At 72.1% G+C, this 25,022-nt stretch carries 19 protein-coding genes; 13 read left to right on the forward strand and 6 right to left on the reverse strand.

The window, feature by feature from the left end:
- Positions 1-115: 115 nt before the first annotated feature.
- Together BXA10_RS15925 and BXA10_RS15930 are read left to right on the forward strand one after the other, a co-directional pair.
- Positions 116-1,084: an NAD(P)/FAD-dependent oxidoreductase gene (locus tag BXA10_RS15925; RefSeq protein ID WP_076471150.1), complete on the forward strand. Its 969-nt coding sequence runs from the start codon at positions 116-118 to the stop codon at positions 1,082-1,084.
- A gap of 69 nt (positions 1,085-1,153) precedes the next feature.
- Positions 1,154-2,746 carry a hypothetical protein gene (locus BXA10_RS15930; RefSeq protein ID WP_139338013.1) on the forward strand — a complete coding sequence of 531 codons (1,593 nt, stop codon included), beginning with the start codon at positions 1,154-1,156 and terminating at the stop codon, positions 2,744-2,746.
- Positions 2,747-2,770: 24 nt separating this feature from the next.
- On the opposite strand, the gene BXA10_RS15935 is transcribed toward BXA10_RS15930, so the two are convergent.
- Positions 2,771-3,715 carry a DMT family transporter gene (locus BXA10_RS15935; RefSeq protein WP_139338016.1) on the reverse strand — a complete coding sequence of 315 codons (945 nt, stop codon included), beginning with the start codon at positions 3,713-3,715 and terminating at the stop codon, positions 2,771-2,773.
- Between the two features lie 26 nt (positions 3,716-3,741).
- Positions 3,742-4,773 (reverse strand): class II fructose-bisphosphatase, encoded by a 1,032-nt coding sequence (gene glpX / locus BXA10_RS15940; RefSeq protein ID WP_076471153.1) that lies wholly within the window; start codon positions 4,771-4,773, stop codon positions 3,742-3,744.
- A gap of 157 nt (positions 4,774-4,930) precedes the next feature.
- On the opposite strand from glpX, the gene BXA10_RS15945 reads away from it, so the two are divergent.
- From BXA10_RS15945 to BXA10_RS15955, 3 genes are all read left to right on the forward strand, one after another.
- Positions 4,931-5,650, forward strand: a complete 720-nt coding sequence (locus tag BXA10_RS15945; protein WP_076471154.1) for a DUF4245 domain-containing protein — start codon at positions 4,931-4,933, stop codon at positions 5,648-5,650.
- A 98-nt stretch (positions 5,651-5,748) separates the two neighbouring features.
- Positions 5,749-6,561, forward strand: coding sequence for a hypothetical protein (locus BXA10_RS15950; protein ID WP_076471155.1), 813 nt, complete (start codon positions 5,749-5,751; stop codon positions 6,559-6,561).
- Between the two features lie 254 nt (positions 6,562-6,815).
- Entirely contained in the window at positions 6,816-7,679 is an 864-nt protein-coding gene (locus BXA10_RS15955; protein WP_076471156.1) for a hypothetical protein, read from the forward strand.
- A gap of 95 nt (positions 7,680-7,774) precedes the next feature.
- Here the strand turns inward: BXA10_RS15955 and BXA10_RS15960 are convergent, their stop codons facing one another.
- Together BXA10_RS15960 and xseA are read right to left on the reverse strand one after the other, a co-directional pair.
- The gene (locus BXA10_RS15960; protein ID WP_076471273.1) at positions 7,775-7,996 is read right to left on the reverse strand and encodes an exodeoxyribonuclease VII small subunit; all 222 of its coding nucleotides are present in this window, start codon (positions 7,994-7,996) and stop codon (positions 7,775-7,777) included.
- An 81-nt stretch (positions 7,997-8,077) separates the two neighbouring features.
- A complete protein-coding gene (xseA, locus tag BXA10_RS15965; RefSeq protein ID WP_076471157.1) occupies positions 8,078-9,298 on the reverse strand; it encodes an exodeoxyribonuclease VII large subunit in 1,221 nt (406 codons plus the stop codon).
- Positions 9,299-9,477: 179 nt separating this feature from the next.
- Here xseA and BXA10_RS15970 point away from each other — a divergent pair, with 179 nt between their 5' ends.
- Together BXA10_RS15970 and BXA10_RS15975 are read left to right on the forward strand one after the other, a co-directional pair.
- Positions 9,478-10,467: a 4-hydroxy-3-methylbut-2-enyl diphosphate reductase gene (locus BXA10_RS15970; protein WP_076471274.1), complete on the forward strand. Its 990-nt coding sequence runs from the start codon at positions 9,478-9,480 to the stop codon at positions 10,465-10,467.
- A 43-nt stretch (positions 10,468-10,510) separates the two neighbouring features.
- A complete protein-coding gene (locus BXA10_RS15975) occupies positions 10,511-10,969 on the forward strand; it encodes a hypothetical protein (RefSeq protein WP_076471158.1) in 459 nt (152 codons plus the stop codon).
- Positions 10,970-11,085: 116 nt separating this feature from the next.
- Here BXA10_RS15975 and BXA10_RS15980 read toward each other — a convergent pair whose 3' ends face one another.
- Positions 11,086-12,249 carry a DNA recombination protein RmuC gene (locus BXA10_RS15980; RefSeq protein WP_076471159.1) on the reverse strand — a complete coding sequence of 388 codons (1,164 nt, stop codon included), beginning with the start codon at positions 12,247-12,249 and terminating at the stop codon, positions 11,086-11,088.
- Positions 12,250-12,302: 53 nt separating this feature from the next.
- Between BXA10_RS15980 and BXA10_RS15985 the strand changes: the two genes are divergently transcribed.
- Positions 12,303-13,073: a hypothetical protein gene (locus BXA10_RS15985; RefSeq protein WP_076471160.1), complete on the forward strand. Its 771-nt coding sequence runs from the start codon at positions 12,303-12,305 to the stop codon at positions 13,071-13,073.
- Between the two features lie 145 nt (positions 13,074-13,218).
- Here BXA10_RS15985 and ppc read toward each other — a convergent pair whose 3' ends face one another.
- Positions 13,219-16,005 carry a phosphoenolpyruvate carboxylase gene (gene ppc / locus BXA10_RS15990; RefSeq protein ID WP_076471161.1) on the reverse strand — a complete coding sequence of 929 codons (2,787 nt, stop codon included), beginning with the start codon at positions 16,003-16,005 and terminating at the stop codon, positions 13,219-13,221.
- Positions 16,006-16,214: 209 nt separating this feature from the next.
- Here ppc and BXA10_RS15995 point away from each other — a divergent pair, with 209 nt between their 5' ends.
- The 5 genes from BXA10_RS15995 (at position 16,215) to BXA10_RS16015 (ending at position 25,022) form a co-directional block, all read left to right on the forward strand.
- A complete protein-coding gene (locus BXA10_RS15995; protein WP_076471275.1) occupies positions 16,215-17,255 on the forward strand; it encodes a S66 family peptidase in 1,041 nt (346 codons plus the stop codon).
- Positions 17,256-17,615: 360 nt separating this feature from the next.
- On the forward strand, positions 17,616-21,272 hold the full coding sequence (gene mfd / locus BXA10_RS16000) for a transcription-repair coupling factor (protein ID WP_076471162.1): 3,657 nt from the start codon (positions 17,616-17,618) through the stop codon (positions 21,270-21,272).
- Between the two features lie 187 nt (positions 21,273-21,459).
- Positions 21,460-22,269 carry a hypothetical protein gene (locus tag BXA10_RS16005; RefSeq protein ID WP_076471276.1) on the forward strand — a complete coding sequence of 270 codons (810 nt, stop codon included), beginning with the start codon at positions 21,460-21,462 and terminating at the stop codon, positions 22,267-22,269.
- A 2-nt stretch (positions 22,270-22,271) separates the two neighbouring features.
- Positions 22,272-23,279 carry a nucleoside triphosphate pyrophosphohydrolase gene (locus BXA10_RS16010; RefSeq protein WP_076471163.1) on the forward strand — a complete coding sequence of 336 codons (1,008 nt, stop codon included), beginning with the start codon at positions 22,272-22,274 and terminating at the stop codon, positions 23,277-23,279.
- 123 nt (positions 23,280-23,402) lie between these two features.
- Complete coding sequence (locus BXA10_RS16015; RefSeq protein ID WP_076471164.1) at positions 23,403-25,022, forward strand: DUF885 domain-containing protein; 1,620 nt, start codon at positions 23,403-23,405, stop codon at positions 25,020-25,022.

The raw sequence follows: 25,022 nt of genomic DNA on the forward strand, positions 1-25,022 counted from the left end.
CCCGTCGTGACCTGCCGGTGCTTCGTCGGCGCGACACGCTTGCCCAGAGCCGCGCGGGGGCCATACCGTCGACATCAGCACGCGTTGATCCGCGAGTGGGAAGCGACGGTACGCCATGCGCGAGGTCGATGTCGCCGTGATCGGGGCCGGCCCGGCCGGCTTGTTCGCCGCGTACTACGCCGGTTTCCGAGGGCTCTCGGTGGCGGTGATCGACGCACTGCCGGAGCCCGGCGGCCAGGTCACCGCGATGTACCCGGAGAAACTCATCCTCGACGTGGCCGGGTTCCCGTCCATCAAGGGACGGGATCTGGTGGCGAACCTGGTCGCCCAGGCTGCGCCCTTCAATCCGCGCTACCTGCTGGGCACCCGCGCCGAGAAGCTGACGTACGCCGACGAGCGCCCGGTGCTCGGCCTCGCCGGGGGTGAGCGGCTCCACTGCGGCGCGGTGGTCGTCACCGGCGGGCTGGGCAGTTTCACCCCACGCCCGTTGCCGGTCGCCGAACACTTCGTCGGCGCCGGGGTCGTCTACTTCGTGCCGCAGCCGGCCGAGCTGGCCGGTCGGGACGTGTTGATCGTCGGCGGTGGCGACTCCGCCTTCGACTGGGCGCTCACGCTGCACCCGCTGGCCCGCTCCGTGACGCTGGTGCACCGGCGGGAGAAGTTCCGGGCACACGCGGCCACCGTCTCCCGGGTGCTGGGGCTGCCGATCCGGATACTGGTCAACGCCGAGGTCACCCGCCTGCACGGCGAAGGCACGGTCACCGGTGCGGAGATCACCGTACGGGGTGGCGCTGCGGAGCTCCTGCCGGTCGACACCGTGGTGGCGGCGCTCGGTTTCACCGCCGACCTCGGCCCGCTCGCCGAGTGGGGCCTCCGGCTGGACCGCCGGCACATCGTCGTGGACAGCACGATGGCCACGAACCTGCCCCGCGTCTTCGCGGCCGGGGACATCACCGAGTACCCGGGCAAGGTCCGGCTGATCGCCACCGGGTTCGGCGAGGCCGCCACGGCGGTGAACAACGCGGCCGTCGCCATCGACCCGGGTGCCCACCTCTTCCCGGGCCACTCCTCGGACGGCACCTGACCGCGCACCGGTACCCGATGCTGTTCAACGCGTGGCCGGATCGAGATGCACCGCTGCCAGCCTGGGCGCATGACCGAGCGGAGTCCGCAGCCACGGGACAGCGCTTCCGCCATGCTGGCCTGGCTGGGGCACCCCATCTCGGTGGCCGCCCTCGTCCTGCTCCTGGTCAACGACCGGCTGCTCAAGGTGGAGTTCCCGGGACCGGTGACCGGCAAGCTCAGCGACGTGGCGGGTCTGGTGGTCGCGCCGCCGTTGACCGCCGTCCTGCTCACGCTGCTGGCACCCCGCCTGCCGGCCCGTACGGCGGTCGGGCTCGGGTTCGGGCTGGTCGGCGCCGTCTTCACTCTGGTCAAGTCCGACGCCGGCGCCGCTGCCGCGGCCTCGGCGATCTGGAGCGTCGTGAGCGGACCGTCGCTGATCCGGGCGGACCTCACCGATCTGCTGGCCCTGCCCGCGCTGGCCGTGGCCGCCTTGAGCTGGATCGGCGCTCGACGTGAGCGGGTACGGCTACGTACGGCACGGATGGTCCGGCTACTGGTGCTGCTGCCGGCGGCGACGTTCGCGGCTGCGGCCACCAGCGCGATCCACTACCCGGACGCGGTGCGGGTCGCGGTCGTCGAGGATCGTCTCGTGGCCGCCATCGGCAGCGGTTACGGCGACTACGCGACCGAAGCCGACTCATGGCGGATCAGCGAGGACGACGGAGCCACCTGGCGGGACGCCACCGAGACGGAACAGAAGGGGTTGGGAAGCCGGATCGGCGCGGCGGGCGAGCCGGCCCGGCATGCCTGTTCGGCGACGAACCCCGCGCGGTGCTACCGGCTCGTGGCCGGACGGCTCCGGGTCGACGAGAGCGACGACGCGGGCCGGACATGGCGGACAGCCTGGGAGGTGACCGAGAAGCAGCGGTCGGAGCTGATCCGGCAGTACGAGGAGTCCGGCCTCAGGGGTCCGCGGGTGAGCGGGCAGGAACTGGTCGTCCGGGACACGACGGACGGTCGGCACCTGGTGCTGGTCGCCAACGGCCGCGACGGCTTCGCACTCCGCAGCGCCGACGGTGTCTGGGCGCGGATCGGCTTCGCCGGCGCGACGGTGGGCAACCATCCGTACGACGGGCGGGCACCGACGCTGGGCGAGAGCAGCCCCGAGTCCCGGGGTCAGGATCCGCTACGGGTGGTGCTGCTGCTGTCCGGGTTGGCGGTGCTCGTCCTGGCCGTGTCCGGTGCCCGGGCTGGGAGGCGAACCGGTGCGGCTCACTGGCTGCCCGTCACTCTGGGGCTTCTCGGGGCGCTGGTGGTGGGGATGCTGCTGGTGGTCTGGCTCGATTCCGCCGTGCTCGGCGCAGTAGCGCCCGTCGGGCTCGTGCCGCTGCTGATCGGGGTGGCCGCGCTGGCACTGACCCCGGTCGGAGCCCCGAACGTCGCGCGCCGGTGGGCGCTGGAGGTTGCGCTGGCCGCCGCGCTGACCGGGGCGATGGCCGCCCTGCCATTGGTCGGGTGGCTCTACGGCCGGCCCGCTTACCTGTGGACAGCGCTGGTGCTGGCGCTCCTGGCCGGCGTGCCGGGGCTGCTCCTGGGATGGCGCGCGGCCCGTCTCGTCGCGCCACCCACCCGCTTGGTCGACCCGCCGTACCCGTGGGTGCCGATCAGGCCACCGGCCTGACGGGCGGGCCCACCACCCAGGCCGTCAGTGCCGCGCCGACCGTTGCGGGGCCACTGCGGCGATGAGCACGGCGACCAGCGTGAGAGCGGCCCCGCCCAGGGTGGTGAGGGTGGGGTGCGAGGCGGCCGTCGGCACGACCAGGTCCACCAGGACGGCACCGACGACCTGGCCGGCGATGGTGGCCAGGCCGAGCAGCAGCACGCCGGTGAAGCGGACGATCGCCGCGGCGACCGCGATGAAGACGATGCCGATCGGGCCGCCCAGGTAGAGCCAGGGCTCGGCGGGCAGGCTCCCGGTGGGCCAGCCGCGTACCGCCACGTCGATGGCGAACGCCACGAGCAGAGCCACTGTGCCGATGGTGAAGTTCACCAGGGTGGCGGTCAGCGCGCTGCCCGAGGCGCCCCGCACCCGCCCGTTGACCGCCTGTTGCCAGGCGATGCCGACGCCGGCGAGCAGCGGCAGCACGGCGAGCACCAGCGTGTCCGGCTGATCGAACCGGTCGCTGACGGACAGGAGCACCGCGACCACGGCGAGCGAGGCCCCGGCCAGCCGTTGGGCGGTGATCGGGTGTGCGCCGGCGGGGCCGATGCCGGCCCGGTCGACCGCCAGGCTGCTGCCGGACTGACCGGCCACCACGGCCACGGTGAAGACCGCCACGCCGAGCGTGCCGATGGTGAGTCCCTGGGTGGCCACCAGGAACGCACCGAACACCCCGCCCAGGCACTGCCAGGGCCGCAACGCGCCGTTACCCAGGGCCGTGCGCAGGGTGACCAGGCCACGCCGCCCGGCCGGGGAGGCGGGAACCAGCACCAGCAGCACGAGCAGGCCGATGCCGAAGGAGATCACCGCGGCGCCGAACCCGTCGCCGAGGCGTACGCCCAACTCGCCGTTGATCCTCGACTGCACGGCGACGGCGACGCCGGAGATGGTCGCCAGACCCACCCCGGCGATCCGCTGGGTCGCCGGCAGGACGGGCCGGTCGGTGGTGGCGGCGCTCACTCCTGCTCGGCCAGCGGGCGGCCGTCGAAGTCGACGGCCGAGTAGAGCGCGAGCTTCTCCAGGCGGTGGTACGAGTCGATCACGCGGATCGTGCCGCTCTTCGAGCGCATCACGATCGACTGGGTGTACGCCCCGCCCGAGCGGTAGCGCACTCCCCGCAGTAGATCCCCGGAGGTGACGCCGGTGGCCACGAAGAAGCAGTTGTCCCCGGTCACCAGGTCGTCGGTGAAGAGCACCCGGTCCAGGTCGTGGCCGGCGGCCAGGGCCTTGTCCCGCTCCTCGTCGTCCTTGGGCCAGAGCTTCGCCTGCATCATCCCGCCCATGCACTTGAGCGCGCAGGCGGACGTGATCCCCTCGGGGGTGCCGCCGATGCCCATCAGCACGTCGACGTCCGATTCGCCCCGCGCCGCCGCGATGGCGCCGGCGATGTCTCCGTCGGAGATGAACCGGATACCCGCGCCGGCCCGCCGGATCTGCTCGATCAGGTCCTTGTGCCGGGGGCGGTCCAGCACGCAGACCGTCACCTCGGAGACGTCGGTGCCCTTGACCCGTGCGATGCGGCGCAGGTTGTCGGCCACGCCCGCGTTGATGTCCACCACGTCAGCGTAGGCCGGGCCGACGGCGAGCTTCTCCATGTAGAAGACGGCGCTGGGGTCGAACATCGCACCCCGCTCGGCGACCGCCAGCACCGCGAGGGCGTTCGGCATCCCCTTGCTCATCAGCGTGGTGCCGTCGATCGGATCGACCGCGACGTCCACCGCCGGGCCGGTCCCGTCGCCGACCTCCTCGCCGTTGAAGAGCATCGGGGCGTTGTCCTTCTCGCCCTCGCCGATCACCACCACGCCGCGCATCGGGATCGAGTTGATCAGCTTGCGCATGGCGTCGACGGCGGCCCCGTCCCCGCCTTCCTTGTCACCACGGCCGACCCACCGGCCGGCGGCCATCGCCGCGGCCTCGGTGACCCGGACCAGGTCGAGGGCGAGGTTGCGGTCCAGATTCTGCGGGACCCGGGTCGTGGTGTTCGTCATGACGGCTCCTCCTCGCGACGGTGCGGGGTGGTGCGGCGTCGCGGGTGTCCTCCGCTGCCGGCTATGTCGCTGATCCTCACACGATCCCGGACACGGCGCTGGGGCGGGGCGGTGATGGCCTGGATACCGCCCGTCGGGGCGGTGCGAGAATGGCAGGGTGGAACCCGCACAGCCTGCCGACCGCGTACCCGCCGACCGGACCCCGACCGACGGCCCGACCCCGGCGACCGAGGCTCGCATCGAGGCCGACGGGCAGCCGGCCGGCGAACCGGCCCTGGTCGCGTCGGCAGGTGCCGCACGGCAGGACCAGCCTGAGCCGGCCGCCGCGCCGCTGACGTCGTCCGCGCCGCCGGCCCCGGCCGAGGTCCGTCGCTCCGACCGGTCACCGAAGGACATGGCGATCTCGCTGCTGGTCCTGCTGATTCCGATCGCGCTGCTGCTGGCGTTCTACCGGGGGTTCCTCGGCGGCGACCAGCCGACCCCGGTCGACCCGGCGCCCGCCGTCGAGCAGGCCCAGGACGCCAAGGCCTTCCCGGTGAGCCAACCGGCCGGTCTGGGCGAGGACTGGCGCCCGGTCAACGCCCGCTACCAGACGGCGGAGGGCGGCTCGACGCTGCGAATCGGCTACGTGACGCCGGAGGGGAAGGGCGCCCAGTTGCTGCAGAGCAACGTACCCGCCGAGCAGTTCATCCCGACCGAGCTGACCGACCGGGCGCAACCGCAGGGACAGGTCGAACTGAACGGGCGGAACTGGCAGCGGTACACCGCGCGCGAGAACGAGCAGGCGCTGGTGCTGCTGGAGCCGGACCGAACGGTGATGGTGGTGGGCGACGCTCGGGAGAACGAGCTGCGCGAGCTCGCCGGCTCGCTGCGCTGAATCTTTACCTACCCGAGCATCGGATCGGCTAGTCTGCGTCGGCTCCCGCCCGGCGACGTGATGTCGACCGGGCGACCCTTACTGCGAAGAGAGACGACGTGAACATTCGACGGTGGGGTCTCGGCCTTCTCGCCGCCACCCTGTTCGTGCCGGGCCTGACCGCCTGCAACTCGGACGCCGGCAAGTCCGCCGACGCCGGTGCTTCGGCCGACGCGTCCGCTGCCGCCGTCCCGTCGGACCCGAAGGAGGCGCTGCTCGCCTCCACCAAGGAGCTCGAGAACGGCAACTTCACCTTCACGCTCGGCGGTGACGGCGTGACCGGCAAGGGGCTCGTGCACAAGCCGAGCAACAGTGCCCAGATCACCATGACGATCGACGACGGCTCCGGCGCCACGATGGATCTGGACATGGTCTACATCGAGTCGGAGAGCTGGGTGAAGCTCGATCTCGGCGAGCTCGGCGACATGATCCCCGGCGCGGCCGCGATGAAGGACAAGTACCAGCACCTGGACAAGTCCAAGATCGAGGACAGCTCGCTCTCGCTCGACCTGACCAAGCCGGACCCGGGCAACAGCGCCGCGATCATCAAGGCGATCACCGAGGTGCAGAAGACCGGTGAGGGCGCGTACAGCGGCAAGCTCGACGCCTCCGGCGTGACCGACTCCGACGCCCTGGACCAGGACCTGATCAAGGCGCTCGGCGATCAGGCCAAGTCCCTGCCCTTCACCGCGAAGCTGGACGCGCAGGGTCGGCTCACCGAGCTGGTGCTCTCGATCCCGGCCGCCGGTGAGACCAAGGCGCACGAGATCAAGGTCAGCTACGCCGACTACGGCGCCGCCACCGCCGCGCAGAAGCCGGCCGCGGACAAGGTCGTGGAGGCCTCCGAGCAGACCTACCAGATGCTCAAGTAATCGCCGTACGTGCGGAACGGGGGCGGCAGCTGCCGCCCCCGTTTTCGTGTCCTCCGAGCATCGCCTCCGGGCCCTTGCCTGCCGGGAAACCGGACAGTCGGGCGATTGCCCGGCCCGGCGGCAGGGAACAGAGGAGGGGCGGGCCGGACAGGTCGGCCTTCCGGTCGGACCGGCTCGCGCGGCGCAGCAGTGGATCGCTGCGTCGCCCGGTTCCGGCGCACGAGCCCGCGTCGGGTGACCCTCTGGAGACACGGATGACTGTTCGACGACGACTCGGCGCCGGTCTCGTGGCCGCCGCCCTGTTCACCCCGGGCCTCGCCGCGTGCAACGCCACCGACGCCCCGGGCGGCACCGCCTCGCCGACCGCCTCCGGGATGCCGACCGCTTCCGGCACGGCGGCCGCGACGGGGACGGCCTCGCCGGCGACCGGCGACGCGAAGCAGGCGTTGCTCGCCTCCACGGCGGCGATCCGCGACGGGAACTTCCGGTTCACCATGACCGGCGGCGGGAGCAGCGCCGAGGGGCAGGTGCACGAGCCGAGCCAGAGCGCGCGGATGAAGGTGTCGATCGGTGACTCGTCGTCCGACCTGTCGATGACGCTCGACGTGATCCACTACCGGCCGGACAGCTGGGTGAAGGTGGACCTCGGTGGCCGGGCGGCGGGCAGCGTACCGGGGTTGGAGAAGCTGAACCTCGGCAAGTACCAGCACCTCGACCAGACCCGGATCAAGGGGAACCGCAACCTCGGCTTCGACTTCGAGCGGCTCGACCCGGCCGGCAGCGAGGTGCTCACCCAGGGCGTCACGGAGGTCCGGCGGACCGGCGATGGCGCGTACGCCGGCACCCTCGACGTGTCGAAGGCGGCCGAGGCCGGCTCCCTCGACGCCAACATGATCACCGCGCTCGGGGCGCAGGCGAAGGCGGTGCCGTTCACCGCCCGGGTGGACGCCCAGGGCCGGCTCAGCGAGCTGGTGGTCCAGGTCCCGGCGGCCGGCCAGCAGCAGGCCCAGGACGTACGGATCACCTACTCGGACTACGGCAACGCCACGGCCGCCCAGAAGCCCCCGGCCGACCAGGTCGTCGAGGCCCCGGCCGAGCTGTACAACCTGTTCAACTGACCCACGCCGTCCCGCGCCGCCGATCTCGTGGTTGTCGGCAGCCTGTTCCGGATGCCTCGACCGCCTGATCGGTGCGGCGCGGGTGGAGGTGCGAGTCAGGAGGTCTGGGACTCCCGGGCGGCTTCGATGCGTGCCCGGGCCCCGTCCAGCCAGCGCTGGCAGATCACCGCCAGCGCCTCGCCACGCTCCCAGAGCGCCAGCGACTCCTCCAGCGACGTGCCGCCGGCCTCCAGGCGTTCCACCACCGACGCCAGTTCCGCGCGGGCCTGTTCGTAGCTGAGCCGTTCGTCCGGCCCAGCCTTGGTCTGCTCAGTCATCGGCTCCATCCCAGCACACGACCGTCCCGCGACGCGGGGGGCTCAGTTCTCGTCTCGCAGCGCAGCCGGGCATCCGGCCGCTCACCCGTCCACCGTCGCCGCCAGCTCACCGTCGGCGAGGCGTACCCGCAGCGGGTCGCCCTTGCCCACCTCGGCCGCGGCCCGGACCACGTGCCCGTCGGCGCGCTGGACGATCGCGTACCCGCGTTCCAGCGTGGCCGCCGGGGACAGCGCGCGGAGCCGGGCCAGGGTGTGCCGCAGCTCGTCGTCGGCGGCGGCGAGCCGGTGGTGCAGGCAACGCCCGGCTCGCTGACGGAGCAGGGTCAGCTCGGTGCTCCGCTGGTCGATCATGACCTGGGGGCGGGCCAGTACCGGCCGGGAGCGCAGCGCGTCCAGCCGGTGCTGCTCCCGGTCGACCAGGTTGCCGACCGCCCGCTCCAGTCGTGATCGGGCCTGCCCGATGAGGCGTACCTCCTCGGTCAGGTCCGGCACGACCCGCTTGGCCGCATCGGTGGGCGTCGAGGCGCGCAGGTCGGCGACGTAGTCGAGCAGCGGCGCGTCCGTCTCGTGGCCGATCGCGCTCACGACCGGCGTGCGGCAGGCGAAGACCGCTCGGCAGAGCGCCTCGTCGGAGAAGGGGAGCAGGTCCTCGAGGCTGCCGCCGCCCCGGGCGATGATGATCACGTCGATGGTCGGGTCGGTGTCGAGCACCTTGAGCGCGTCAATGATCTGCGGCACGGCGCTCGGCCCCTGTACAGCCACGTTGACCGTGCGGAACTCCACCGCCGGCCAGCGCCGGCGGGCGTTGGTGAGCACGTCCCGCTCGGCGGCCGAGGCGCGGCCGGTGATCAGGCCGATCCGGTTGGGTAGGAACGGCGGGCGGCGCTTGCGGGCCCGGTCGAAGAGCCCTTCGGCGGCGAGCAGCTTCTTGAGCTTCTCCAGCCGGGCCAGCAGCTCGCCGAGGCCAACCTGGCGGATCTCGTCGGCGCGCAGGCTCAGTGTGCCCCGGGCCGCGTAGAACTCGGGCTTGGCGTGCAGCACCACCCGGGCGCCCTCGCGCAGCTCGGGGGTGCCGACGTCGAGGACGTCGCGGTTGGTGGTGACGGTCAGGCTCAGGTCGGCCGACGGGTCCCGCAGGGTGAGGAAGACGGTGCTGGCGCCCGGCCGGCGGCTGATCTGCGCCACCTGCCCGTCGACCCAGACCCAGCCGAGCCGCCCGATCCAGGCGCCGATCTTCTGGCTGACCACCCGGACCGGCCAGGGCTCCTCCGACGTGCTCCGGTCCACCTCACCCGTACTCACCCGCCCACCCTACGGCCCACCCCCGACCATCCCACCGTTGATCATGATGTTGACGGTGGAGTCGATCTCTGTAACCGCGGTCAACGTCATGATCGACGATGTGGGTCAGGCCACGGACGGCGGCCGGGGCGACGGTCGCAGCCGATGTCCGCTTCCGGGCGGGCACGTACGATGGGCGGGTGACTCAGGATGAAGCGACTCCCCGGACCGGTAAGCGCGTGCTCCTGGCCAAGCCCCGCGGCTACTGCGCGGGAGTCGACCGCGCGGTGCAGACCGTGCAGGAGGCGCTGAAGCTCTACGGTGCCCCGATCTACGTCCGCAAGCAGATCGTGCACAACAAGCACGTGGTGCAGACGCTCGAAGCGCAGGGCGCGATCTTCGTGGAGGAGAACGAGGAGGTGCCGGCGGGCGCCACCGTCATCTTCTCCGCGCACGGCGTCGCCCCCGAGGTGTACGAGCAGGCGAAGGCGCGTTCGTTGAAGGCGATCGACGCGACCTGCCCGCTGGTCACCAAGGTCCACCACGAGGCGAAGCGGTTCGCCGCCGAGGACTACGACATCCTGCTGATCGGCCACGAGGGGCACGAGGAGGTCATCGGGACCTCCGGCGAGGCGCCCGAGCACATCCAGCTCGTCGACGGCCCGGACGCGGCCGACCAGATCACCGTCCGGGACCCGAACAAGGTCGTGTGGCTCTCCCAGACCACCCTCTCGGTGGACGAGACGCTGGAGACGGTCGCCCGGCTGAAGAAGCGGCTGCCGATGCTCCAGTCGCCGCCCAGTGACGACATCTGCTATGCCACCTCCAACCGGCAGCACGTGGTCAAGCAGATCGCGCCGGACTGCGACGTGGTGATCGTCGTCGGCTCACGCAACTCGTCGAACTCGGTGCGGCTGGTCGAGGTCGCGCTGGACGCGGGCGCCCGCGCCGGTCACCTGATCGACTTCGCGCACGAGATCGACGACGCCTGGCTCGCCGGCGCCCGTACGGTTGGCGTGACCTCGGGGGCGAGCGTTCCGGAGGACCTGGTGCAGGACGTTCTCGCCTACCTCGCCGCCCGGGGCTTCGGCGACGTCGAGGAGATCACCACCGCCAACGAACGGCTCACCTTCTCGCTGCCCCAGGAGCTCAAGCGGGACATGCGGGCCGCCGCCGCGGCTCGTGGCTGACCGGCGCGGAACGCCCGGCCGTCCCGACACGTCCGATACCGGTATGAGGACCCTTCGGCTCGCCGCCGTCGCCCTGGCCACCGTCGCCGCGCTGAGCGCCTGCGGTGGTCAGGACGGCACCGGCACTCCGACCACCATGCCCACCTCCACGGGAGCGTCTCCGGTGACCGACCAGCCTCCGACCCCGTCGACCGGCCCGGCCACGCCGACACCGCCGAGCGTCTCGACTCCGCCGCGCGCGACGACGAAGCCCGGCGGGACGATCAAGCCGGGCGGGCCGACGCTTCCGCCGCCGGTCGCCGGCACCGAGCTGACCGGCACGATCGTTGCCGGCGTCGAGGCGAACTGCCTGCTCCTCGACGGCTATCTCCTGATCGGTGGCCCGCGCGACGTGCTCGCCGTGGGTGCCCGGGTGACCGTCACCGGCCGTGTGCAGCGCGGCATGATGACCACCTGCCAGCAGGGCACCCCGTTCGTCGTGGAGGCGGCGCGGCGTTCCTGAGCCGCGCGCCCGGGCCGCCTCGGGAGCTGCGGACACGGTGCGCCGGGCCGCGGTCGGCCGCGCCCGGTTCGCGACCCACGGCGGCGGGCGGACCGGCGTGACCGGGTGCGTAGGGGTCAGCGGGACGGAACGTCGTCGTCGGCCGCGTCGAGCAGCTCCGGCGCCTGCGGCTGCCGGGGGGCCAGCTCGACCTGCGCCGGGGCTTCCAGATCCCGGTCGGAGACGCCCAGCTCGGCGAGCTTGCGTGCGCTGACCAGCACCCGGGCCTCCAAAGACCCGACCGCCCGGTTGTACGCGGTCACCGCACTGCCCAGCGCCGTGCCGAGCTTGCCGACGTGGTCGCCGAGCGTGGCGAGCCGGCCGTGCAGCTCGCGGGCCAGCGAGTGCACCGCCGCCGCGTTGCGGGCCAACGCCTCCTGCCGCCAGGAGTAGGCGACGGTACGCAGCAGCGCGACCAGGGTGGCGGGGGTGGCCAGCACCAGGTTCCGGGCGAAAGCGTGCTCCAGCAGCGTCGGGTCGCGCTGGAGCGCCACGTCGAGGAAGGGATCCGCCGGGACGAAGAGCACCACGAACTCCGGGGTGCTGTCGAACGCGGCCCAGTAGGTCTTCGCAGCCAACGCGTCGACGTGCGCCCGCAGGTGCCGGGCGTGTGCGTCGAGGTGGGTGTCCCGGCTGCGTTCGTCGCGCGCCTCCATCGCGGTGAGGTACGCGTCGAACGGCGCCTTGGCGTCGACCACCACCGAACGGCCGCCGTGCAGCCGTACGACCAGGTCGGGACGGACGACCTGCTGGTCGGTGGCGGCCGTGACCTGCTCGGCGAAGTCGCAGTGCTCCAGCATGCCGGCCGCCTCGACGATCCGGCGCAGCTGGTGCTCACCCCAGCGACCGCGGACCTGGGGGGCGCGCAGCGCTGCCACGAGCTGCTTCGTCTCGGTGCGCAGTTCACCCGAGACAACGCTCATCGAGCGCACCTGCTCGCGCAGCTCCGCGTACGCGTCGACCCGTTCGTGTTCCAGGTCGGCCACGCGCTGCTCGTAGCGGCGCAGCGTCTCGTGCAGCGGTGCGACGGCCCGGGACACCGCCTCCTGGGACTGGGCGGTCGCCTCGTAGCTCAGCGCCCGGAGGGACTGCTCCAGCCGGCCCTCGCCCTCCCGCGTGGCCCGCAGTGTGGCGTCCAGCCGGGCGATCTCGGCGGCGGAGCGGGACCGGGCGGCGAGCCATCCCACCGCGCCACCGGCGCCGAGACAGACCACCACCACGGCCAGCGTCGGGAAGTCCATCACCGAAGCTTGCCAAACGCGTACGACTTTGCCGGCTTGGGTACCGTCGTGCCATGAAAATTCTGCTCGTGGTCGTCGTTGTGGCGCTGGTCGTGGGCGTTTTGGTCTGGTCGCGGCGCGAAGCCGCGGCCCGGGCGGCCCGTGAGCTGGCCGATGTGCGGGCGGACGCCCAGCGCTGGTACGAGCGTCTCGGCGGCCAGGTGATGAACCTGCACGGCGACGATCCGGCGGTGCGGCAGGCGCTGGTGGATGCGGCCGAGCGGTACAACGCCGCCGGAAGCCAGCTCGAACAGGCCCGTACGGTGCACCAGTACCGGCTGGCCCGGGAGACGGCGCTGGAGGGGCTGGCGTACGCGCGGGCGGCCCGGATCGCGCTCGGCATCGATCCCGGCCCTGATCTGCCGCCGCTGGCCGCCGCCGCAGGCACCGGCGAGTTGACCCGGGCACGCGAGGTCGAGGTGCAGGGGCAGACGTTCAAGGCAGGCCCCCAACCGGGGCGGGAGACGCCGTACTACTACCCGGGCGGACGGTTCCAGGGGCGCCCGGTACCGGCCGGTTGGTACTCGACGCCCTGGTGGAAGACCGCGCTCGGGGCCGGAGCGGGCGTGCTCGGCGGCATGCTCATCGCCGACGCCCTCTTCTCGCCCGCCTTCGCCGATCCCGGATATGGCTACGAGGCCGGCTATCAGGAGGGCTTCGCCGACGGCAACGACTTCGGCGACCAGGGCGGCGGTGACCAGGGCGGCGACTTCGGCGGTGGGGATTTCGGCGGGGACTTCGGTGGGGGCGACTTCGGGGGCGGCGACTTCGGGGGCGGCGACTGATCCCGATTCGTACCCGGGCCGTCCCCGACCGACCCGAAAGAGCCTGATACCGCCGAGGCATTTTTATGACTCAGAGGTATCAGGCTCTCGTTGGTCGGTGCGGCGTATCCGCCGGCACGCCCACGACACGTGTTCGCCCCGGCGGTCAGCCCGTGTTGCGCATCCCGGCCGCGATGCCGTTGACAGTGGTGAGCAGGGCCCGCTCCAGCGCCGTACCGTCGCTGGGGGCGCGGCGCCCGCCCGGTGCGGTGGCCACCGCCCGACCGGCGGCGCCCGAGTCCCGGTACTGACGCAGCAGCGCCACCTGAAGGTGGTGCAGCGGCTCCAGGTAGGTGTCCCGCACCGCGAGGGTCCGCTGGAGCACCGGGGAGCTGTCGAGCAGCGCGGGAGAACCGGTGACGGCCAGCACCTCTCGCCTGGTCAGCTCGTACTCCTGCTCGATCTTGTTGAAGATCGGCTGCAGTTGCTCGGGTACGAGCGTCTCGACGTACCGTCGGGCGATGTCGAGGTCGGTCTTGCTCAGCATCATCTCCACGTTGGACAGGAACGTCCCGAAGAAGTGCCAGTTGCGATGCATCTCGGCCAGTACGTCGGCCAGTCCGGCCTCGCGGGCGGCGGCCAGTCCCGAGCCGACGCCGAACCAACCCGGAACGATCTGCCGGGTCTGCGTCCAGCCGAACACCCACGGGATGGCCCGCAGACCGGCCAGGCCGGCGCCCGTGTTCGGGCGCTTCGCCGGACGGGAGCCGATGTTGAGCGCGCCGAGCAGCTCCGTCGGCGTGGACGCCCAGAAGTACGCGGGCAGGTCCGGGTCCTCCACCAGCGACCGGTACGACCGGTATGCCGACTCCGAGACCACGTCCATCGCGGCGTCCCAACGCTCCAGCATCTCGGCGGGCTGCCGGGGTGCGGTGTGCAGGAGGGTGGCCTGGAGCACCGCGGCCAGCGTCAGCTCCAGGTTCTCCCGGGCCAGCGACGGCAGGCTGTACTTGTCGGAGATGACCTCGCCCTGCTCGGTCACCTTGATCGCGCCGTCGAGGGTGCCGTACGGCTGGGCCAGGATCGCCTCGTGCGTCGGCCCGCCGCCGCGTCCCACCGTGCCACCGCGACCGTGGAAGAGTCGCAGGTGCACGCCGTGCCGCGCCGCCACGTCACGTAGTGCTCGCTGCGCCCGGTGGATCGACCACTGGCTGGTGGTGATACCCGCCTCCTTGTTGGAGTCGGAGTAGCCGAGCATGACCTCCTGCACGTCGCCCCGCGCCGCCACCAGCGCCCGGTACGCCGGCAGGGACAGCAGTTCGTCGAGGAGTTCGCCACCGGCGTTGAGTTCCGCCGGCGTCTCCAGCAGCGGCACGAAACCGATCCGGGCCCGCCCGCTGTGCACGTCCACCAGGCCGGCCTCGCGAGCGAGCACCACCGCGGCGAGCACGTCGTCCACGCCGAGAGTCATCGAGATGATGTACGACTCGATGACCTCGTTGCCGAACCGGTCCTGCGCCTCGCGAACGGTGCTGAAGACGTCGAACGTCTTGCGGGCCGTCTCGGTGAGCGGGGTGTCCAGGGTGGACAGCGGTCGCCGTCCGCTGAGCTCGTCGGCGAGCAGCTTCGTCCGCTCCAGCCGGCTGAGGCCCGGGTAGTCCGACACCTCGCCGACCGCGGCGTACAGCTGTGCCAGCACGGCGTGGTGCGCCTCGGCGTGCTCGCGGACGTCCAACGTGGCCAGGTGCAGCCCGAACGCGGAAACGGTACGGATGGTCGAGGCGAGCCGCCCGACGGCGGTGAGCTGGCCCGAGTTGCGGGCCAGCGAGGCGCGCAACAGCTCCAGGTCGGAGATCAGCTCGGCTGAGCCCCGGTAGTCCCGGCCCGGCACGTGCGGAGTGCCCTGCCGTAGCCGTTCGCGGGTGTTGGCCAGCTTCGCCTTCACGCAGCGCGCCTTGAGCCGGTACGGCTCCTCGGCGTTGACCCGGCGGAACCGGGGCGCCACCTCGGGCAGCGCGTCCAGATCCGCGGCGAGGCTGGCGGAGAGGTCCAGCGACACCCCGCGCAGCCGCCGGGAGACGGAGACCTCGTTGATCAGGTCCTCCATCGCCGCCTCGGTGGCCTGGATGCCGTGCTCGTGCTGGATCCGCAGGACCTCGCGGGTCACCGCCGGAGTGACGAACGGGTTGCCGTCCCGGTCGCCCCCGATCCAGGTGCCGAAGCTCAACGGCCGGGCGGTGGGCGACGTCTCCACGCCCAGGGCGCGCAGCGTCTCGGCGAGGTCGTCGAGGACCTGCGGGGCGGCCTCGGCGTACAGGTCGCGCAGGTAGTAGATGGCGTTGCGGGCCTCGTCGGTCGGGTCCGGCCGGTCCAGCCGAAGCTCGTCGGTCTGCCACATGAGGTCCAGCAGTTCGGCCAGCCGCCGGTTCGCCGGCCCCTCGTCGCTCGCCCCGTAGAGGATCGCGTTGGCGGTCTCGGCGTCCAACTCGTCGGCGATCGCGCGCAGCTTCGACAGGATCGACCGGCGGGCCGCCTCGGTCGGGTGCGCGGTGAAGACCGGCCGGACGGCGAGCCGGCGGGCCACGGCGGCGACCTCCTCGGCCGGTACTCCACGCTCGGCGATCATCTTGGCCGCCTGGTCCAGCCAACCGCCGTGCGTCGCCCGGCGGCGGCGCAGGTCACGGGCCCGGTGCACCTGCTCGGTGATGTTGGCGAGGTGGAAGTAGGTGGAGAAGGCCCGGGCCAGCTTGGTGCCGGTGGTCACGTCGAGCGTGGCGAGCCGCTGAGCGGCGGTCGGGGCGTCGGAGCGAACCAGCGCGCGGATCTCCTCGACGAGGTCGAGCAGCGGGCGACCCTCCTGGCGGGCGAGGGTCTGACCCAGCAGGGTGCCGAGGCGGCGGATGTCGGCTCGCAGGGCGGCGTCGGGGCCGTCGTGGACGTGCTGGTCGGTCACGGGGCGCTCCTTACGTGGTGTACGAAGGACAGCGCTGTCCGACTTACTGGATCGTATCCGCGTGGACGTGGATGTAAGGAGGGGACCCTCGTTATCGCTTTTTTCATAGCCAGGGGCCCTTGCAATCATCAGGCGACGGTCGTACGCCTCGGGGCCGGGTCGCATTCCGGCGGTGGAAAACGGATTGTCCGGCCCATTAGCGTTTGATCATGCCGCCTCTGCGATACCCGCCGAAGCCGAAGCCGGGCGATCGCGTCGCCGTCGTCTCGCCGTCCGCCGGGCTTCCGGCGATCTTTCCGCACGTGTACGAGTTGGGACTGCGGCGCCTGCGCGAGGAGTTCGGTCTGGAGCCCGTCGAGTACCCGACGACCCGGGTGGCGGGTGCCGACCCCCGGGACCGGGCCCGCGACCTCACCGCCGCCTTCGCCGACCCGTCGATCACCGCGGTGCTGGCGACCGTCGGCGGGGACGACCTGATCACCGTCACCCCGCACCTTGACGACGAGGTGCTGCGGGCCAACCCGAAGCCGTACTTCGGGTACTCGGACAACACCAACGTCCTCAACCACCTCTACCGGCTCGGGGTGGTCGCGTACCACGGCGGGTCGGTGCTTGTGCACCTCGGCCGCTCCGGCGCGCCGCACCGGCTGACCTTCGACTCGCTGCGGGCCGCTCTCTTCACCTCCGGCTGGTACGAGCTGACCCCGGCGACGGAGTGGGGTGACGAGCCGCGTGACTGGCGCGACCCGGCGACGCTGACCGAGGAGCCGGTGATGTTCCGCGGCGAGGGGTGGCGCTGGCAGGGCCCGGAGCGTGTGGTGCAGGGGCCGACCTGGGGTGGGAACCTGGAGATCCTGCACTGGCTGCTGGCGACCGATCGCGTCCCGTCGGCGGCGGAGCTGGCCGGGTCGGTGCTGATCATGGAGACGTCCCAGGAGTTGCCGTCCGACACCGAGGTCTTCCGGATCGTGCGCAACATGGGCGAGCGCGGGCTGCTCGGTGCGTTTCCCGCGATCGTGGTCGGCCGGCCGAAGGCGTGGGAGTTCGACAAGCCGCACACGCTGGAGGAGCGGATCGCCTGGGGCGAGGCGCAGCGGGCGGCGGTCACGAAGGCGCTGGCCGCGTACAACCCGGACGCCGTGATGGTCTTCGACGTCGACCTCGGCCACACCGACCCACAGTTGATCATCCCGTACGGCGGCGAGATGCGGATCGACGCCGGCGAACGCCGGATCAGCGTGCGCTACTGAGGCCGGTCCGCGTCGACCACCGCGAACGCGCGGACCCGTCGTGGATGACGTGACTCAGCTCCACGAACCGGTGGCCACCGGACGCGCCGTTCATCCTGAAACCCGACCATGCCGCTGGCAGTGCGGTCAAGGTCTCGAAACATCCTGGATGTAGTGGCCTGACCGCGTGTCGGAGGCCACTACTTCCAGGATCGAGCACGATCTCGACCGGCTGACGGCGCCGGGGGCGTGGGATGGGGGTGCGTGTCAGCCGGCGGAGATAGGCTGGTGTTCGTGCACCCCCCGTCCAGCTGGACGCGGGGTCTCTGTCGTGTGCTCCGAGCGCACCACGCGCGTCGACTCCTCTGGAAGTGATCGCAGATGCTCACCGGACTGTTCACCGCCGCCCTGGCCGACCCCGGGCTGGCCCGGGCGCGTGACCTGGCGCGCTCCGGTGCCGCGCAGGTCGACGGGCTCGACATCACCGCCCCGCCGGCGCTGCGCCCCTTCGCGGTCGCCGCAGTCGCGGCCGACCCGGGCCAGGGCGGCGCCGGTGACGAGCGGGCCGGCGGGGCCGGTCGGGCGGTGCTCGCGATCACCGCGACCACTCGGGAGGCCGACGACCTGGCCGCCGCGCTGGGCAGCCTGCTCCCGCCGGAGCAGGTGGCGGTCTACCCGTCCTGGGAGACGCTGCCCCACGAGCGGCTCTCACCCCGCTCCGACACCGTCGGCCGGCGGCTCGCCGTGCTGCGTCGGCTGGCCCACCCGGAGGCGACCGACGCGCACGGTCGCACCGGCCCGCTGCGGGTCGTGGTCGCCCCCGTGCGCTCGCTGCTGCAGCCCCAGCTCAAGGGGCTCGGCGACCTGGAACCGGTGCAGCTGGCACCAGGCGCCGAGGCGGACCTGGAGGAGGTCGCGCGGCGGCTCACCGACATGGCGTACGCCCGGGTCGACCTGGTCACCAAGCGCGGCGAGTACGCGGTGCGGGGCGGCATCCTCGACATCTTCCCGCCGACCGACGAGCACCCGTCCCGCGTCGAGTTCTGGGGCGACGAGGTGGAGGAGATCCGTACCTTCGCCGTCGCCGATCAGCGGACCATCGAGCAGGTCACCCAGCTCTGGGCGCCGCCGTGCCGGGAGCTGCTGCTCACCCCGCAGGTGCGCGAACGGGCCGCGGTGCTGGCCGAGCAGCACCCGGAGCTCGCCGAGATCCTCGACAAGCTCGCCGAGGGCATCCCGGTCGAGGGGATGGAGTCCCTGGTCCCCGCGCTGCTCGGCGACGAGAGCCTGGAGCTGCTGCTGGACGTGATGCCGGCCGGCACCCACGTACTGCTCTGCGACCCGGAGCGCATCCGCACCCGGGCGCACGACCTGGTGCGTACCTCGGAGGAGTTCCTCCAGGCCAGCTGGGCCGCGGCCGCCGTCGGCGGTCAGGCGCCGGTCGACCTCGGCGCGGCCGCCTTCCGCAGCCTGGCCGAGGTCCGCGCGGCCGCCGGGAAGCTCGGCCAGCCGTGGTGGACGCTCTCCCCGTTCGGCTTGATCGAGGGAGAGGCAGCCCCGGCGCGGCAGCCCTGGGAGGACGCGCCGGAGGAGGTCAGCGTCACCCCCGACGACGCCATCGCGGTGACCCTGGCCGCCCAGCCGGCGCCGCTCTACCACGGCGAGACCGCCCGGGTGGTCGACGACCTGAAGCGCTGGGCCGGCGAAGGCTGGTCGATCGCGCTGGTCTTCGAGGGGCACGGTCCCGCCACGCGGGCCGTCGAGGTGCTTCGCGACGCCGGGTTGGGCGCGCGGCTGACCGAGCAGGTGCCGGACGCGCCGGCCGCCGGTGAACTGCTCGTCACCTGCGGATCGCTCAGCGCCGGCTTCGTTGACGAGGCGTCCCGCTTCGTGCTGCTCACCGGCAACGACCTCACCGGCGGCCGGGGTACGTCGACCCGCGACATGCGCAAGATGCCGAGCCGGCGGCGTAACACGATCGATCCGCTGGAGTTGAAGGCCGGGGACTACGTGGTGCACGAGCAGCACGGCATCGGCCGGTACGTCGAGCTGGTGCAGCGCACCGTCAACGGGGCCAGCCGGGAATACCTGGTCATCGAGTACGCCGCGAGCAAGCGTGGCCAGCCCGGCGACCGGCTCTTCGTCCCGACCGACCAGCTCGACCAGCTCAGCCGGTACGTGGGCGGGGAGCAGCCGACGCTGCACAAGATGGGCGGCTCGGACTGGCAGAAGTCCAAGGCCCGGGCCCGCAAGGCGGTCCGGGAGATCGCCGCTCAGCTGATCCAGCTCTACGCCGCCCGGAAGGCGTCCAAGGGGCACTCGTTCGGCCCGGACACGCCGTGGCAGCGGGAGCTGGAGGACGCGTTCCCGTGGCAGGAGACGCCGGACCAGCTCGCCGCGATCGAGGAGGTCAAGCGGGACATGGAGCAGACGGTCCCGATGGACCGACTGATCTGCGGCGACGTCGGCTACGGCAAGACCGAGATCGCCGTACGGGCGGCGTTCAAGGCGGTGCAGGACGGCAAGCAGGTGGCCGTGCTGGTGCCGACCACGCTGCTCGTGCAGCAGCACTACAACACGTTCGCCGAGCGGATGAGCCAGTTCCCGGTGACCATCAAGCAGTTGTCCCGGTTCCAGACGCCGAAGGAGGCCGAGCAGACCCTCGCCATGGCTGCCGAGGGCACCGCCGACATCGTCATCGGCACCCACCGGCTACTCCAGGCGGCGACCCGGTTCAAGTCCCTCGGCCTGGTGATCGTCGACGAGGAGCAGCGCTTCGGCGTCGAGCACAAGGAGCACCTGAAGACCATGCGGGCCTCGGTCGACGTGCTGAGCATGTCGGCCACCCCGATCCCGCGCACGCTGGAGATGGCCATCACCGGCATCCGGGAGATGTCCACCATCGCCACCCCGCCGGAGGAACGCCACCCGGTGCTCACGGCGGTCGGGGCGTACGACGACCGGCAGGTGGCCGCCGCCATCCACCGCGAGCTGCTCCGCGACGGGCAGGTCTTCTACCTGCACAACCGGGTGGAGTCGATCGAGCGTGCGGCGCGGCGCCTCCGCGAGCTCGTACCCGAGGCGCGGGTCGCAGTGGCGCACGGGCAGATGAGCGAGGAGGCGCTCGAGAAGGTCATGGTCGGCTTCTGGGAGAAGGAGTTCGACGTACTGGTCTGCACGACGATCGTGGAGTCCGGCATCGACATCCCGAACGCCAACACCCTGATCGTCGAGCGGGCCGACCTGCTCGGCCTGGCCCAGCTGCACCAGATCCGGGGGCGCGTCGGCCGCGGCCGGGAGCGGGCGTACGCGTACTTCCTCTACCCACCGGACAAGCCGCTCACCGAGCACGCGCACGAGCGGTTGGCCACCATCGCCCAGCACACCGAGCTGGGCGCCGGCATGTACGTGGCCATGAAGGACCTCGAGATTCGCGGTGCCGGCAACCTGCTCGGTGGCGAGCAGTCCGGGCACATCGAGGGCGTGGGCTTCGATCTGTACGTGCGGATGGTCGGCGAGGCGGTTCAGGCGTTCAAGGGCGAGGGTCCCGAGGAGGAGACCGACGTCAAGATCGACCTGCCGATCGACGCGCACCTGCCGCACGACTACGTCGGGGTGGAGCGGCTGCGGCTGGAGATGTACCGCAAGCTTGCCGAGGCGCGCGACGAGGAGCGGCTGCGCGAGGTGGTCGCCGAGATGACCGACCGGTACGGCGAGCCGCCCGCCCAGGTGCAGAACCTGGTCGCGGTGGCCCGGTTCCGGCTGCTGGCCCGCCGGTACGGCCTCACCGACGTCTCCATGCAGGGCAAGCACATCCGGTTCGGCCCGCTGCCGTTGCCGGACTCCAAGCAGATGCGGCTCAAGCGCTACCACCCGGACGCGGTCTACAAGGCGGCCGCCGATCAGGTCAGCGTGCCCCGGCCGAGCACCCGCCGGGTCGGCGGCGAGCCGTTGCGCGACCAGGCCCTGCTGGAGTGGTGTGCCCAACTCCTGAAGGACGTCCTCGGCGAACCCGCCCTGGCAACCGCGGCCAGCTAACCCCCACCCCCGCCCCCTCCCTCCCTAACCCTCCTCCGCGTCGATCATGAAGTTGTTGTCGTGACACGCCGGCACGACGCGCAACAACTTCATGATCACGGGGACGGGAGTGGGGACGGGGGCGGGAGCGGTGTGGGGTGGGTGGGGGGCGTCACAGGTGGAGGGTCGGCGTGAGAGAGTGATCGTCATGCGTGCTCGCCGACTCATCGCCGCCGCCAGCGTCGCGGCCCTCGCTGTGCTCTCCCTCGCGGCCTGCGGTCAGTCCGCGCCGGACGTCGCCGCGTACGTCGGTGACACCAGCTGGTCGACCGCCCGGGTCGACGAGATCTACGACGACATCCAGGCGGATTTCGGGGAGGCCGTGCGCCAGGAGCTCGGCCGGACCGGCGTCAGCCCGTCGCCCGAGCAGCTGCGGTCGACGGTGACCCGGGAGGACGTGCTCAGCTTGCTGGTCAGTCTCGAGCTGGGTAAGCGGGTGGTGGCGGAGAAGAAGCTCCAGGTCGCGGACCAGATCAGCCCCGAGCAGCTCGAAGCGGTCCTGAGGGTGCCCGCCACGACCGAGTACACCAAGCTCTGGGGTGAGTGGTTCGACGTCCTCCAGGCGCTCAACCAGCAGCTTCCGCCGGCCGACCTCAGCGACGACGCGGTGATGGCCGTCTACCAGGCCATCGCCAAGACCGGACAGATCGACAGCGGGCTCTCGGTGGCGGAGGTGCGCCAGGCCTTCGGCGACGGTGGCTTCGTCCGCAGCGCGACGGCGGTCAGCGCCGCGCTCCAGCAGGAGGCCGAGCGGGCGGACCTGTCGGTCAACCCCCGGTTCCGGCCTCTCGGCGTGCCGTCGTTCGTCAACGGCCCGCAGGGACCCATCATCTACGTCCTGCCGTACGTCGACCAGAATGGTCCGGTGACCGACATCTCCACCCCTGAGCCGCTCCCGTCGAGCGAGTCGGCCCAGCCGACCGACCCGTCCGCGGTGACCGAGCCGGTCCGCAACTGAGCATGTCGGCACGGATCGTCCTGCTGGTCACCTCGCCCCGGCTGCCGGCCGGGCTGCTGACCGCTGCCGCTTGGGACGTCGTACGCTCCGCGCCGGTGCTGACCGGCACGGAGAGTGAGCTGACCACGGCGATCCGCGTCGCCGGTGGTCAGGTCACAGTGGTCGACGGTCCGGCGACGCAGGCGTTGCTCGACGCGGTCCGCGAGCACGGCACCGCCGTCTGGCTGGCGGGGCCGAGCGGTGACGAGCCGCTCGCGCGGGAGCTGGGGCTGCGGCTGGCGCGGGAGCCCGGCCTGGCGGAACTGGAGCTGATGTACGGCTCGTGGGACCCCCCGGGGGCCCGGCTGCTCGACGCGGTGGCCGTGATGGACCGGTTGGCCTCCCCGGGTGGTGATCCGTGGAAACGGGCGCAGACGCACGAGAGCCTGGCCCGGTTCCTGCTGGAGGAGTCCTACGAGGCGTACGACGCGATCAGCGCCGGGGACACCGACGCGCTGCGCGAGGAGCTGGGGGACGTGCTGCTCCAGGTGGTGCTGCACGCCCGGCTCGCCGAGGAGCTGCCCGAGGGCGAACGGTGGAACGTGGACGACGTGGCGGGTGGCCTCGTCGAGAAGATGATCCGGCGCAACCCGCACGTCTTCGCCGGGGTCGAGGCGGAGACCCTGGAGGAGATCACCGCCAACTGGGACCGGATCAAGCGGGCCGAGAAGCCGCGCGCTTCGGTGTTGGAAGGTGTCGCGCTCAGTCAGCCGGCGCTCGCCCTGGCCGCGAAGATCCTGGAACGCGCCGACCGGTTCGGGCTGGCGGTGCCGCCGCCGCTCGCCGAGGGGCAGGTGGACGCGGAGGCCCGGCTGGGGGCGAGCCTGCTGGCCACGGTCGCCGCCGCCCGCGAGGCGGGCCTCGACGCGGAGGCCGCCCTGCGCCGCGCCGCCCTTTCCTACGCCGACGCCATCCGCGCCACCGAACCGGGGCTCCGCACCGAACCCGAACCCCCCAGCCAGTCAGGTTGATCAAGAGGTACGCGTCATGAACGGCCGCCCTGGTGACGCAAACCTCTTGATCACCGCGGCTCGGGCGGGGTCGCGCCGGGCGGGGGCTCGGGGGAGTGGGGGAAGAGTCGGTAGGGTCGGCGGGTGGAATCGTTTGCCCCGCTCGCCGAGCGCATCGTCGAGGCGCTGCTGGAGAGTCGACCCGAACTCGCCTCGTCCGCCGGCGACCACCGTTTCGACGACCGGCTGCCCGACTTCTCGCCCGATGGGCGTACGGCCGACCAGGCCATGCTCACCGACGCCGCCAACGCGCTCTCCGAGATCGACCCGGACGCGCTGGAAGTCGAGGAACGGGTCGACCACGCTCTGCTCAGCGCCCGGGTCGACCGGGAACTGTTCGAGCTGACCGAGATCCGGTCGTACGAGTGGGACCCGCTCCGGCACAACCCGGGTCCGCTGCTGCACGCGATCGTCGCTCGTCCGTACGCTCCGGCCGACGTGCGGCTGACGCAGCTCGCCGGGCGGCTCTCCGCCGTACCGGACATGCTGGCCATCGCCCGCGGGACGCTGCGCGACATGCCGCGGATCCACGCGGAAACGGCGGTCGGGCAGTTCACCGGCACGGCGGCCTTGATCCGTGACGAGGTGCCCGCGCTGCTCGCCCAGGCCCCGGAGCTGCACGGCCGGGTCGAGCCGGCCGCGACCGCGGCGATCGCGGCCCTGGAGGAGTTCGTCGCCTGGCTGCGGACCGGACTGGCCGCCGACGCCGGCCCCGGGCGTGACCCGCGGCTGGGTCGGCGCCGCTGGGAGGCCCGGCTCTGGCACACCCTCGACACCGAGCTGGGCGCCCCGCAGATCCTCGAGCGGGCGTGGGCCAACCTGGAGCGGGTCACCGAGCAGATCCGGGAGGCGGCGGTCGAGCTGGTCGGCGGCCCGGCCAACGACGAGACCGTACGCCGCGCGCTGGACCTGCTCGCCGCCGAGCACCCGGACGACGCGACCATCGTGGATCTCGCCTCGATCACCCTCGACGAGGCGACGGACTTCGTCCGCGCCCACGATCTGGTCACGCTCGTCGACGACCCGTGCGTGATCCAGGAGATGCCGGAGTTCGCGCGGGGCGTGGCGGTCGCCTACTGCGACGCGCCCGGGCCGTTGGAGACCGCCGACGTGCCCACCTTCTACTGCATCGCACCGACCCCGGCGAGCTGGCCGGCGCAGCGGGTGGAGTCGTTCTACCGCGAGTACAACGACCACATGATCCGCAACCTCACGGTGCACGAGGCGATGCCGGGGCACTTCCTCCAGCTCGCGCACGCCCGCCGGTACGCCGGTGGGACCCGGGTGCGAGCGCTGGCCGAGTCCGGTCCGTTCATCGAGGGCTGGGCGGTCTACGCCGAGGAGGTGATGACCGGGCTCGGCTTCGGTGGCCTGCCGGTACGGTTGCAGCAGCTCAAGATGCAGCTGCGGATGACCATCAACGCGCTGCTGGATCAGCTGGTGCACTGCGAGGACCTGCCCGAGGCCGAGGCGATGGCGCTGATGACCGGGCGAGGGTTCCAGGAGGAGGGCGAGGCGGCCGGCAAGTGGCGGCGGGCGCTGCTCACCTCCACCCAGCTCTCCACGTACTTCGTGGGCTACACCGAGGTCGCGGAGATCGCCGCCGCCCGGCCGGACGGCGTGTCGGTGCGGGACTGGCACGACGCGATGCTCGCGCACGACTGCCCGCCACCGCGGCACCTGCGCGCCCTGCTCGGCCTGTAG

It is taken from the genome of Micromonospora avicenniae, assembly GCF_900156065.1.
GTDB lineage: Bacteria > Actinomycetota > Actinomycetes > Mycobacteriales > Micromonosporaceae > Micromonospora > Micromonospora avicenniae.

Coding starts and splice junctions, on each gene's coding strand:
- BXA10_RS15985 (WP_076471160.1), top strand. CDS start 12,303: ATGAAAATTCTGCTCGTGGTCGTCGTTGTGGCGCTGGTCGTGGGCGTT.
- BXA10_RS15930 (WP_139338013.1), top strand. CDS start 1,154: ATGACCGAGCGGAGTCCGCAGCCACGGGACAGCGCTTCCGCCATGCTG.
- glpX (WP_076471153.1), bottom strand. CDS start 4,773: ATGACGAACACCACGACCCGGGTCCCGCAGAATCTGGACCGCAACCTC.
- BXA10_RS15975 (WP_076471158.1), top strand. CDS start 10,511: ATGAGGACCCTTCGGCTCGCCGCCGTCGCCCTGGCCACCGTCGCCGCG.
- mfd (WP_076471162.1), top strand. CDS start 17,616: ATGCTCACCGGACTGTTCACCGCCGCCCTGGCCGACCCCGGGCTGGCC.
- BXA10_RS15960 (WP_076471273.1), bottom strand. CDS start 7,996: ATGACTGAGCAGACCAAGGCTGGGCCGGACGAACGGCTCAGCTACGAA.
- BXA10_RS16010 (WP_076471163.1), top strand. CDS start 22,272: ATGTCGGCACGGATCGTCCTGCTGGTCACCTCGCCCCGGCTGCCGGCC.
- BXA10_RS16005 (WP_076471276.1), top strand. CDS start 21,460: ATGCGTGCTCGCCGACTCATCGCCGCCGCCAGCGTCGCGGCCCTCGCT.
- BXA10_RS15995 (WP_076471275.1), top strand. CDS start 16,215: ATGCCGCCTCTGCGATACCCGCCGAAGCCGAAGCCGGGCGATCGCGTC.
- BXA10_RS15925 (WP_076471150.1), top strand. CDS start 116: ATGCGCGAGGTCGATGTCGCCGTGATCGGGGCCGGCCCGGCCGGCTTG.
- BXA10_RS15955 (WP_076471156.1), top strand. CDS start 6,816: ATGACTGTTCGACGACGACTCGGCGCCGGTCTCGTGGCCGCCGCCCTG.
- BXA10_RS15980 (WP_076471159.1), bottom strand. CDS start 12,249: ATGGACTTCCCGACGCTGGCCGTGGTGGTGGTCTGTCTCGGCGCCGGT.